Source organism: Candidatus Viridilinea mediisalina, assembly GCF_002532535.1.
Lineage (GTDB): Bacteria > Chloroflexota > Chloroflexia > Chloroflexales > Chloroflexaceae > Viridilinea > Viridilinea mediisalina.
This window is the reverse complement of sequence record NZ_NQWI01000018.1, coordinates 1-11,451: the sequence shown is the minus strand read 5'-3', so window position 1 is coordinate 11,451 and position 11,451 is coordinate 1. Positions and strand designations below refer to the sequence as shown.

Here is an 11,451-nt window from a genome sequence, read left to right as displayed (position 1 = left end):
CCGTTGCCCTCGGCATCCGTGACCACCACGGTGCTGCCGGGGGCGGCGCTGCCGCTGAAGGTCGGACGCGGGCCGACGGTGCTGCCGGGGGCCGGGCTGGTGACGGTGGGCGCTTCAGGGGCGTGCTCCACGGTGGCTTCGACGCTGGCCGCCGGGCTCGTGCCGCCCGCGTTGCTCGCGGTCACGCTGAAGCTGGTGGCACCCTCGGGCAGATCGTCCGCTGGGGTACAACTCCAGGCACCCTCGGCGTCCGCAGTGGCCCGACAGATCTCCTCGCCCTCCGCGTCGGTGACCACCACGGTGCTGCCGGGTTCGGCGCTGCCGCTGAAGGTCGGGCGCGGGCCGATGGCACCTGCCGCTGGGCTGTCAATAGTGGGCGCTTCCGGCGCAGCGGGGCCCACCGTCACCACTACCGTATCCTCGGTGCTGAGCGTACCATCGCTGGCGCGCAGCGTGAAGGTGAGGACACTCGCGTCTGCGGGGGCAGTAAAGGTGGTCGTGAGCGCATTGCTGGGGCGCAGCGTCACACTGGGGCCACCCGTCTGGCGCCAGGAGATCGTCAACGCATCGCCATTGGCATCGCTGGCCGTGCCGGTGAGCGTCACCACCGCACTAGCGGTGACCTGCTGATCGGGGCCAGCATCCACCACCGGGGCCACATTGGCCACCGTCAGGCTCACCTCGGCTTGCGCCTGTAGGTTGCCATCCGCCGTGATATGCACGCGATTGTTGAAGCTACCGGCGGCCTGCGGGGTTGCCAGACGGCCCGTAATCGTAATCAGCCCCTCGGCCCCGGGGGGCAATGCGGCGACTTCCCAAGCATAGCGCGTGTTCGGTTGTGGCACAAGGGTAACGCCACTGGAACTGACCGTCTCATCAACCAAGAGCTCCGCCATGGTATCGGTGATGAGCAGATTGGTCGTGGTGGCAGATCCGGTATTACTAAAGGCGATGGAATAGGTAATCGCCGCGCCTGGATTGGCCTCCGTGGGCGTCACCTGATTGCTCACAGCGAGGCTGGCCAGTGGGCCGAAGAAGAGAACGCGGTGGTTACTTGAATCGGCAACCCATGGCCTATTCAGCTCGTCCACCGCCACGCCGAACGGGGTGTGCATACCGGTCTGGGTCGTGCTTGAAGCTGAAGTTGAAAGGGTGTTCTGACCAAGAACACCATCAGCCGGAGCCCCATTCTCTTTGGTTGCCGCATTGTTGAAACGCAAGACACGATGATGCTCGGAAACAGCAACCCAGACCGTGCCCTCAGTTCCCACCGCTACACCACGAGGGTAGTACATACGTGTGGTAGATCTGCTAGTGTAAGAACTCTGACCGAGCATACCATCAGCTTCAACCCCAAGTGCTCTGTTTGCCGCATTGTCGAAGCGCAAGACACGATTATTCCAGGTATCGGCAACCCAGAGTCTGCCATCAACTCCAATCGCCACCCCCATAGGAAACATCATACTGCTACGTGTAATAGTGGTATTTCTCGTAGTGTAATTGGGTTGACCGAGCACACCATCAGCCTCCGCCCCATTCTCTTTGCTTGCCGGATTGTCGAAGCGCAAGACGCGGTGGTTGGCATAATCGGCGACCCAGAGTACGCTACCATCAGGTGTGACAGCCACTCCAGTAGGACGGTTCATTGTAGATCTATTTACACCACTAGAAAGACATGTAAAAGCAGGTTGACCTAAGACGGCATCAGCGGGAATCCCTTCCGTACTGCCTGACGGTCTATCAGCTAGGGTCTTGGTTGTTGCATTATCAAAGCGCAGAACACGACGATTGTGTTCGTCAGCGACCCAAAGCCGGCCCTGATCATCAACGGCCACGCCTGCCGGACCATGCATGCTTGTCGCTGACCGTCCCGATGTCTTTGTAGTGAAATCGGGCTGACCAAACACCATCTCGGCCTCAGCCCCACTCTGGATTCCATTACGATCGAAGCGTAAGACACGATGGTTGACCGTATCGGCGACAAAGATTTTGTGGCTCTCTAGGATTTCCCGGGCTAAAACGTTTGTGCTTCAGTAGACATGGCTTCCTGATGCGCTAAAACAGAGGCGGTTTTCACAGTTTCGGCTGAAAACCGGATAAAAGCCCGGGAAATCCAAGAGAGCCGATTTTGTTAGATGCCGCGTGAATCGCAATACTACGCGGATTGTTCATTCCCGTCTCACTGGCAAAAGTGGCCCGGGTGGTAAAACTGGGCTGGCCCAACACCAACGAAGCGGCTTGGCCATCCTCTAGCCTAGCGCACAAAGCTGTGGATGTCACTATACTTTAGGGATAGAAAAGGTATAGTCTAGTTTCCGCATGTAGGGCATTGGGAAGGGCTAGAATGGCCCTCTTCATGTCGCCAATGTGCGAAGAAGCTGTCTGCAAAGCTAGTGGGTACGCGCGTTGGAGTGCCGGCTGAAGCCGGCACTCCAGCGTCAGTTCACAGAATTTTCAGACAGCCTCTGGCGGTTGTAGGTAGTGCAGTAAGTGTTCACACTTCTCCTGGGTGCGCGGGCCTCCGGCCCGCATGCGGGCCGGAGGCCCGCGCACCCAGCAGTTGCTTACCCCAAATCTGAACAGTTACGTAGTGCCGACGTTAGTCGGCTTGCCATCGCAGCCAAAGACCTCAGCCGACTAACGTCGGCACTACGATTCAGCATGACAAGCTGCTGGGATACTTAACAATTTCTGCTTCCCTTAGTCGGCACTACGAAGGAGGTGTGAGGCAAAGCCCCACACCTCCTTGTTCCCATCCGGTTGAGATGTGGCGGCCTTGCCGCCACATGCCAAATTAGGCAGCAAAATCAAATACGGGCGTACTGATGACCCGCGTTGGTGCCTGTTGCGATTGGATCATGTGCTGAATTTTTGCCACAGTTTCGGGCGCTGGTTATTTGCAAAACCTAAGATCAGCAAACTCGAACCATATTTGTCATTTGGATAATCTTCAATACCTTAGAGGCTGTCTGAACATTGGCGTTGGAGTGCCGGCTTCAGCCGGCTAAAGCCGGCACTCCAACGCGTGCCCACTAGCTTCTCAGTTCTGCTGTTCCTCAGTTCTGCTGTTCCTCTGTTCTTCTGTTCTTCCGTTCCTCAGTTCTTCCGTTCCTCTGTTCTTCCGTTCTTCCGTCACCACGTCACACTCATCATGGAGCAGTTGAGGCCCGAGCCGATCCCAAGCAGCCCGATCTGATCGCCGGGTTGCAGGCGACCCGCTTCGGCGGCTTGGGCGAGGCTAATGGGCAGGGCGGCGGGGCCGATGTTGCCAAGTACCTGGAAGTTGAGGTAGAGTTTGCTGTAGGTGAGGCCCAGCGCATCGGCGAGGCTCGTCATGTGGCGGGCGCTGACTTGGTGGGGCGCGTAGAGCGTAATCGCTTCGTCCGACCAGTTGGGCAGGCGCTCGTGGGCGAGGGCCCAGGTGGCGCGGGCCAATTTGACCCCAGCGCTCAAAAGGGCGCTGGCGTCGGTCTTCATGTAGGTAGGGTTGCCAAAGCAGAGGTTGTTGTGTTCGGTGGCGGCCAGCGAGACGACCCCGTTGAGCCGGTGGCTCTGTTTGGTCAGGCTGGCATGGGTGAGCAGCATCGCGGCGGCACCAGAACCCAGGGTAAGGGTTGCGAAACTATCACGAAACTCTTGGTCGGTTGTTTCAGGGCGCTGCAACCACTTGATCGTCTCCATCACAATATCTTGGGAGCCTTCGGCGTTTACAATGAGCGCGTGGGTAATTGCGCCACTCTCGATCATCATGGCGGCAATGTACATGCCGTTGAGGAAGCCAAGGCAGGCATTGCGGAGATCGTAGTTGATTGCGTGGGGCGAAAGGCCCAGGTTGCGGTGGACAAAGCATGCGGTCGAAGGCTCAAGAAAATCTTGGCAGACGGAAGTATTGATAACAATCCCGATCTGGGCGGGATCAACATCGGTGCTGGCCAACAGCTTGCGGGCCGCGAGTGTCGCCGCATCACTGGGGCGGGTACCAGGCGCCCAGAAGCGCCGCTCCTGAATACCAGAGAGCTGCTCGAGACGGCCCTTGGGCATACGCATGCGTTGCATAACGGAACCCATCTGGTCTTCAAGCCAGTCTGAGCTGATGCGGTGCGGGGCAAGCTCATAGCTCAACGCCTCGATGGCGACATTCTGAAAGAGCACGCGGAACCTCCACGTTCATAGGATCTCAATGACAAGAGCGCTATCCCGTATCGTACCACACTTCACGGCGACGATGACAGCGCCTTGCTGATCTTATGCTATTCTTAAGGCTAAGGGAAGGTTTCAGAAAAGCAGAAGGTCGCTTTACCATCTTGCGAGGGTGCGTGAGGCGAAGAGGCGAAGACTTCGCGTCCTCGCGTCCTCGCGTCTTCGCAAACTGTAATGTGGCAACGAACCATCCCTCATGGGCCTTGTTCGCCCAGATACAGGCTCGGGGTCCCGACTATGCGCGTCGCGATCATACACGACTACCTTAATCAATATGGTGGGGCCGAGCGGGTGCTGGAAGCACTCCATGATCTCTACCCCCACGCACCGATCTTTACCTCGATCTATGATCCTGAGGTGATGCCGGACTACTATCGTACCTGGGATATTCGCACCTCGTTTATGCAACGTATTCCCGGTTGGCGGCGGCAGTTCCGCCGCTATTTGGTGCTCTATCCAACCGCCTTTGAGAGCTTTAATCTCAGTGGCTATGATCTGATTCTGTCGAGCAGTAGCGCCTTTGCTAAAGGGGTCATTCCCTGTCCGGGTGCTTTGCACGTCTGCTACTGCCATACGCCCATGCGCTTCGCCTGGCGTACCGGCGACTACATTGAACGTGAGGGGATCAAGGGCTTGCAGGCTTGGCTATTGCCCTTCGCCTTGAACTATGTTAGACTCTGGGACGTCTCTACCAACCATCGGGTGGATGGCTTTGTGGCCAATTCTCACGAGGTTGCGGGGCGGATTGCGCGCTACTATGGGCGCAGTGCAGAGGTTATTCCGCCGCCGGTTGATCTGCCTCCCTATGCTCCTCAGCCTCAGGGCGATTTCTATCTGGCAGGTGGGCGGCTGATTCCCTATAAGCGCATTGAGTTGACGGTTGCAGCCTGTACACAGCTTGGCCTGCCGCTCAAGATTTTTGGCGATGGCCGCGACCGCCGCCGCCTCGAAGCGCTCGCAGGCCCCAATGTGGAATTCTTGGGCTGGGTTGATGAGGCGACCCGCCACGAACTTTTTGCGCGCTGCCGCGCCTATATCTTCCCCGGTGAAGAGGATTTTGGCATTACTCCCTTGGAGGTGATGGCGGCTGGGCGTCCGGTGATTGCCTATGGTGCGGGTGGGGCGCTCGAAACGGTGCTTAATGGGCTTACCGGGCGTTTCTTCGACCATCCCAGTGCCGATGTGCTGGCCCAAGCGATCCTGACAAGCCAACATGATCGCTACGACCCGTTGCTCATTCGGCGGCACGCCGAGAGTTTTGGGCGCACGGTCTTTCTTAAGCGCATGCGTAACCTGATTGATGAACTGTGGGAAGCACGCCAAGAGGGTCGGGTGGAACGAGTGAGATAATACCATTTACGATTGTAGATTGTAGATTGCAGATTGTAGATTGCCGAACATGGCGTCCTAATGGGCTTTAGCGTTCTTGATAATGCGGCATGTTCAAGGGTAATTGGTATAAGGCATGCCCATTCAGTTACGCACCTACATTGCGATTATGCTGCGCTTTTGGCCCCTGCTGCTCTTGTTGCCCCTTGTGACGGGCGGCGTGAGCTTGGCTATGGGTTGGCAACGTCCGGTAGAATATGAGGTGACGACGCGCATGCTGGTGACCCAGGCGCGGGCGGCGACCTATGCGGATGTGGCTTTGCCTGAGTTGGCTGCGGGGGCTTCATGGGCGGCGAGTAGCTATATTCTTGATGATTTGCCTTCATTGTTGACCAGTGCAACGTTTGCCTCCGATCTGGTTCCGCTGCTGGAGGCAGCCGGGCAGCCCTTGGAGGGGAGCCAGATCCAACATGGCTTGCGCCCTACCGTACACCATCGGGCGGTGACCTTGCGGGCGCGAGCTCCCACCCCAGAGTCCGCCCGGGCGCTGGTTGTCGCAGCGGTGCAGGCGCTCGAACAGGGCGGTTTGCGCTACTGGGGCCAAACTCAGCCGGGCGGCCTTCAGGTGGCGCTGCTCGATCCGCCGGGTACGGCAATACCTATTGGCGGCACCCGGGCGCTCATCGGTGAGGTTGGGCTCCGCATGCTCCTGGCCCTCGCCATCGGGGTGGGGCTGGCCTTCCTAGCTCATTACCTTGACGACCGCCTCTACACCACCCAGCAGGCGGAAGAATGGATCGGCGCAGAAGTCTTAGTGGTCATACCGAAAGAGATTAGGAAATAGGAAAGTAGGAAATAGGAAAGTAGGTCTGCGCCCTCGCGTCTCGCGTCTCGCGCCTTCGCGTTATACCGAAAGAGTAAAACCATGCAACTCCATGATTATCTCCTTGTGCTACGCAAACGCTGGTGGGTTATTCTGCTCACCATTGCTGCCGCATGTGTCGGTGCGTTTGCCGTTAGCAAAATGCTTCCGAATACCTACCGCTCCCAAGCGGTCTATTTGGCGTTGGCCAACCAAGCCGACAACGGGCTCAATATTGTGCTGCGTAATTCGATGAACAGCTACCGCGAACTGGTGATGCAGCCCAGTGTGCTTGATCAGGTGAGCCAGAGTATTGGCCTTGATATTTCGGGCGAACGTTGGATGCGCGATGTGAACATTCAGCCGCGCCCCGATGAGCAGAAGATTATCATTGAAGTGGATGCCCCCAGCCTCGACCAGTCCATGGCCATGGCCGATGCGGTGGGCGCACGGATTGTGGCTGAGGTCAATCGCATCAACGCAACCCTTGAGGGTACCGCCCGGATCAATGTAGAGCGTATTCAGCCTGCACGCCTGCTCAGTATTCAACCCAATACGCGCATCAACGTCATGGCTGCGGCGATTCTCGGTTTCGTGCTCGGCATTCTGCTGGCCTATCTGCTTGAGTATCTTGATGATACCCTGAAGAGTAGCGCCGATGTGGAGCGCTTTGTGGGCCTAACCACGATTGGCGCGATCCCGTCGGTGGAATAGCAAGGATACAGGAAATAGGAAATAGGAAATAGGAAATAGGGTTGAGGCTTCAGAACGCCTTAATCTCCAATCTCCAATCTCCAATCTCCAATCTCCAATCTGCAATCTGCAATCTGCAATCTGCAATCTGCAATCTGCAATCGTACAAGTGAGGCACTTCCCTTGAGTAGCAATGGTTCAACCGCCGAGACAACCTTAGTAACGTTGCGCGACCCCGGCTCGCCTGCGGCGGAAGCCTATCGCACGTTGCGTACCAATATTCTCTTTTCCAGCTTGGATCGGCCCCTCCGCACCCTGCTGGTGACCAGTACGGCCCCCAATGAGGGCAAGAGTACCACGCTGGCCAATTTGGCTGTGACCATGGCCCAAGCGGAGCAGCGGGTGTTGGTGGTGGATTGTGATCTGCGTCGTCCTAGTCTACATACCCTCTTTGGCTTGCCCAATGAACAGGGCTTGACTAGTGCGATCTTGGCGCAAAACGATGATCTACCTCCGGCCCAAGCAACGGTTGTGCCCGGCTTGAAGGTGCTGACCAGTGGCCCCTTGCCGCCGCGCCCCGCCGATCTGCTCGGCTCGCGGCGCATGGCGGCCATGATTGAGCGCATGAGCGCCAACGCCGACATCGTGCTCTTCGATACCCCGCCGGTGGTTGCAGTGACCGATGCCGCCGCCTTGGCCCCACGGGTGGATGGGGTGCTCTTGGTGCTGCACGCGGGCCATACGCGCCGTGACCGCGCCCGCGAGGCGCGCCAGTTGCTCGAAAAGGTAAAAGCCAATATTGTTGGCGTTGTTCTCAATGGGGCCAAGCAGGAGCGGGGCTATACATATTGAGGGCAGGATACAGAAACGAGAAGATAGAAAATAGGTTTGCGGCATCAGGATGCGCTGCATGCCCCCAAACGGTAGCGTATCCTGAAACCATCCCTGAGGCTGCATGATTGACCTACATACCCATATTCTTCATGAATTTGACGATGGTGCTCAGAGCCTCGCCGCTGCGTTGGAGATTGCCCAGGCTGCGCTGGCCAATGGCATTACGGTAGTAGCGACGACCCCCCACGGGCGTGCAATACCTCCGGCCAATTCGCGCTACAGCGTGGCCCTGCTGCGTGAGCGCTTCGCGGAGTTGCAGGCCGCCATCCGGGCAGAAGGTCTTGCCTTGGAGTTGGTGGCGGGCACCGAAATCTACGGCGAAGCACAGGCTGTAGATGCGCTCCAAGCGGGACGTCTGCTGACCTATGGGACGAGTAGGGCGCTGTTGTTGGAGTTCCCCCTTGAGATCAGTCGGCAGGCAGCCGCCGAATTGATCTTTGGGTTCCAGGTAGCCAACTACCGCGTTGTTTTAGCCCACCCCGAACGTTACCGCTTTGTGCGCCACGATCCCAACACGCTCATTCCCCTGATTGAACGTGGCACCTTGATGCAACTCACCAGTGGGGCGCTGACGGGGCGGCAGGGTGACCAGATGCAGCGCATGGCGAAACTGCTGTTGCGTCATAGCATGGTACACATCCTTGCGACCGACACCCACGGCCCGCATCTGCGGCGCATGCCCGATTTAGCCGAGGCCCATGCGGTAGCCGGTGAACTCATGGGGGCAGACCTGGCCGCTCGCTTGACCCAGCATACACCAGCGGCGATCCTGGCCGATGCGCCAATTGATCTGCCTACGCCTGAGCCGATCCGCCGCTGGTTTGGTTTTTGGTATAGTTCATAGAAGCAGGATGTATGCAGCGCGTAGAGACGCTTACCGCTCAACTCGCACTCGTCGAGGGTACCTATGAGGAGCAGAGCGACCTGATCAAGCTGGTCGAGGCTGATGCGCTCGATGCCACGATGAGGCGCAAGGGGCAACTCTACCTTCTGGTTGAAGCGCATCATACCGGCCCCCAGGCGCTCGCGGCATGCCACATCGTTCGTCGCGTGATCTTTCAGGGCTTTTATAGTGATAGCTCCTATAGCGTCACCTCATCACTACGTGCCGCCATTCGCCTTGCCAATAAGGCGCTCTACGAACACAACTTCAAGCTCCCCGATGAGCAGCGGGTCTTTGTGGGGCTATCGTGCGCCATTCTGCGCGATACTGATCTGTTTCTGGCCCAAGTACCACCGACCCAAGCCTATCTGCTGGCCGAAGGGCGGCTGCGGGCGTTGCCGACCCATCCCTCCTGGGATCCGGCCCATGTCAGCATCGCGCCCTTTGTGCGCTCTGGTGCGTTAGGGGCCAGCCTCTTCATCGAACCGGAACTCTACCGCTGTAGCATGAACAGTGGGGCCGGGATGTTGCTCTGCACCAGTAGCTTCGCGCCGCTGCTGGGGCGCATCGAACTGGATCATGCGCTCCGGCAGGGCGATCCGGCAGTGGTGATGGAACGGTTACGCCAAGCGGCGACGGCCCATGAGTTGGGCGAAGCCCATGCCTTGAGTATGACGGTGACAGCGGTGCGGAAGCAGGCATTGCGGCTGCCACGCGGAGCAGGGCGGGCGACAAGCGAGCCGGCAGAGCGGGCGGGTTGGCTCCAACGCTTGGGCAGCGCCGTGCTGCGCGTGGTGCGTCCCCAATTGGACGAGCCACAGCCGGAACCCACCGCCCCCGATTCGCTGCGCCAGCTTCCGCCCCAACCAACACTCTCACCCAAGCCGATTCCGCGCCCGCCGCCGATTGATCTGGGGCCGGGCATTGATGAACACTATGCCCAGATGCGGCGCAAGGACTACGATACCGCACCAGTACGCCATGAGAATCTGCCGCCCTCGGCCTTCTTAGGCGAAGATCTGGCCCCCGGCGCCCTGAAGCAACCAATTGATCTCGGCGATCCGATTGCGCTTACGCCGGGGCGACCCTACCGCCCGCGTTACGAGTATAAGCCACTGATTGACATGACCTGGGGCGAACGGCTCAGTCTGCCCTTCCGCCGCACCGTATTGGGCATAGAAGAACGCTGGCGAGCGCGGCGGGTACGCAACTCCTTGCCACCCCAAAGCCCCATGCTGCGCGGCCAAGGGCTAACCTACCGCCGCTTACGTGCTCCCATCCCCTGGCAACTGCTGCTCGGCTTAGTGGTTACGGTGATCGTGCTGATCTTCTATGGCATCATGCTCACCCAGGCCAACGAACAGCAACTGGCCATAGAATATTTCGAGGTGGCCGAACAGCGCCTCGCACAGGTACGCGAAGCCCCTAACGATGCTGAGGCCATGGAGAGCCTCGAATTGGCCAGCCAAGCGATTGATGAAGTACGTTCCAGCCCCACTGTGAACGACACCAATCCCGCGCTCTGGCTGCGCTACCAAGATTTGCAACGGGAGTATGAACGCGCCCTTGCCGCCGTACAACGGCTCAATTTCTTGGATAATCCGGTCGTACTTGCAACCCACCCATTGGAGACTGGTCAATTCATTGATCTCGTCGTGCCCCCCCAACTCGTAGGCGTTACCGATACATTGGTCATTGAAAATATGAACCACATCTACGCCGTTGATGCCGATACGCGCAACGGGCGGCTCTACCGCATCCCCCGTGAAGGGGGGCAGGCCCAACCCTACCTCACACCGGGCCAGGGTGTGGGTACGGCAGTGGTGGGTTCGGTACGGGCGGCACTCTGGCGCATTGATCAGGTCATTGCGATTGATCAAGCGCCCAATGGTTTTGGGTACTACTTCCAGTCGGGTGGCAACTGGAACTACTCCAAGCTGGGCGCTAGTGAAATTTGGTTCCCCCGTGATCGTCTTGATGTCGAAGAATATATGGGTAACCTCTATATTTGGGGGGCTCAACCCAACGAAGTGCTGCGCTTCCGCTCCGGTTTTTATGGCGATCCGCCCGACTATTGGCTTGATCCGGCGAGTATCGCAGGTATTGACCTGAGTACCGTGGTAGATATGGCAGTGGATGGCAGTATCTACCTGCTACGCTCCAACGGAACAATTCTTATCTTTAGCCAAGGGCAATTGGTGGCTGAAGTTACTCCTGAAGCGTTGAACCCACCCATCAACCTCGTGCGCGGCTTCTCGGTCACCGGCGTGGGCCCCGATGATGGCTACTTCTTTCTCGTTGATACGCTCAACGGACGCATCATCCAGGTAGAAAAGACAAGTGGCCGGGTGATCCAACAGGTCAAGACGCGGCCCAATAGTTCTGTGCATTTCGATGCCCTCACCAGCCTCGTGGTTGATACCAGCAACCCCCGCCCGATCCTCTATGTCGTAAATGGCAACCAGATTATCCGTGCAGAACTGCCCGATCTGCCACGCCCGTTCCGTGAAAACGATGAAGGATGAAGGATGAAGGATGAAGGATGAAGGATGAAGGATGAAGGATGAAGGATGAAGGATGAAGGATGAAG

General features: G+C 58.3%; 8 protein-coding genes and 1 pseudogene. 6 read left to right on the top strand and 3 right to left on the bottom strand.

Going from position 1 to position 11,451, the window contains the following annotated elements; genetic code table 11:
- From CJ255_RS06070 to CJ255_RS06065, 3 genes and pseudogenes are all read right to left on the bottom strand, one after another.
- A partial coding sequence (locus CJ255_RS06070) for an NHL repeat-containing protein (protein ID WP_245863216.1) occupies positions 1-1,646 on the bottom strand: 1,646 nt, incomplete at its 3' end.
- 135 nt (positions 1,647-1,781) lie between these two features.
- A pseudogene (locus CJ255_RS24820) lies at positions 1,782-1,853 on the bottom strand (hypothetical protein); the annotation flags it as partial.
- 1,279 nt (positions 1,854-3,132) lie between these two features.
- A complete protein-coding gene (locus tag CJ255_RS06065) occupies positions 3,133-4,152 on the bottom strand; it encodes a 3-oxoacyl-ACP synthase III (RefSeq protein WP_097643198.1) in 1,020 nt (339 codons plus the stop codon).
- A 285-nt stretch (positions 4,153-4,437) separates the two neighbouring features.
- Here CJ255_RS06065 and CJ255_RS06060 point away from each other — a divergent pair, with 285 nt between their 5' ends.
- The 6 genes from CJ255_RS06060 (at position 4,438) to CJ255_RS06035 (ending at position 11,386) form a co-directional block, all read left to right on the top strand.
- On the top strand, positions 4,438-5,550 hold the full coding sequence (locus CJ255_RS06060; RefSeq protein WP_097643197.1) for a glycosyltransferase: 1,113 nt from the start codon (positions 4,438-4,440) through the stop codon (positions 5,548-5,550).
- A 115-nt stretch (positions 5,551-5,665) separates the two neighbouring features.
- Positions 5,666-6,373, top strand: coding sequence for a YveK family protein (locus CJ255_RS06055; RefSeq protein ID WP_097643196.1), 708 nt, complete (start codon positions 5,666-5,668; stop codon positions 6,371-6,373).
- A gap of 81 nt (positions 6,374-6,454) precedes the next feature.
- Entirely contained in the window at positions 6,455-7,105 is a 651-nt protein-coding gene (locus CJ255_RS06050) for a YveK family protein (RefSeq protein WP_097643195.1), read from the top strand.
- Between the two features lie 162 nt (positions 7,106-7,267).
- Complete coding sequence (locus CJ255_RS06045) at positions 7,268-7,936, top strand: CpsD/CapB family tyrosine-protein kinase (protein ID WP_097643194.1); 669 nt, start codon at positions 7,268-7,270, stop codon at positions 7,934-7,936.
- Positions 7,937-8,039: 103 nt separating this feature from the next.
- Positions 8,040-8,822, top strand: a complete 783-nt coding sequence (locus tag CJ255_RS06040) for a tyrosine-protein phosphatase (RefSeq protein ID WP_097643193.1) — start codon at positions 8,040-8,042, stop codon at positions 8,820-8,822.
- Positions 8,823-8,833: 11 nt separating this feature from the next.
- Complete coding sequence (locus CJ255_RS06035; RefSeq protein ID WP_097643192.1) at positions 8,834-11,386, top strand: hypothetical protein; 2,553 nt, start codon at positions 8,834-8,836, stop codon at positions 11,384-11,386.
- Positions 11,387-11,451 lie beyond the last annotated feature (65 nt).

What these genes read in the sequence shown, in the direction of transcription:
- CJ255_RS06050 (WP_097643195.1), top strand. Translation starts at nt 6,455, where the DNA reads ATGCAACTCCATGATTATCTCCTTGTGCTACGCAAACGCTGGTGGGTT.
- CJ255_RS06035 (WP_097643192.1), top strand. Translation starts at nt 8,834, where the DNA reads ATGCAGCGCGTAGAGACGCTTACCGCTCAACTCGCACTCGTCGAGGGT.
- CJ255_RS06040 (WP_097643193.1), top strand. Translation starts at nt 8,040, where the DNA reads ATGATTGACCTACATACCCATATTCTTCATGAATTTGACGATGGTGCT.
- CJ255_RS06055 (WP_097643196.1), top strand. Translation starts at nt 5,666, where the DNA reads ATGCCCATTCAGTTACGCACCTACATTGCGATTATGCTGCGCTTTTGG.
- CJ255_RS06060 (WP_097643197.1), top strand. Translation starts at nt 4,438, where the DNA reads ATGCGCGTCGCGATCATACACGACTACCTTAATCAATATGGTGGGGCC.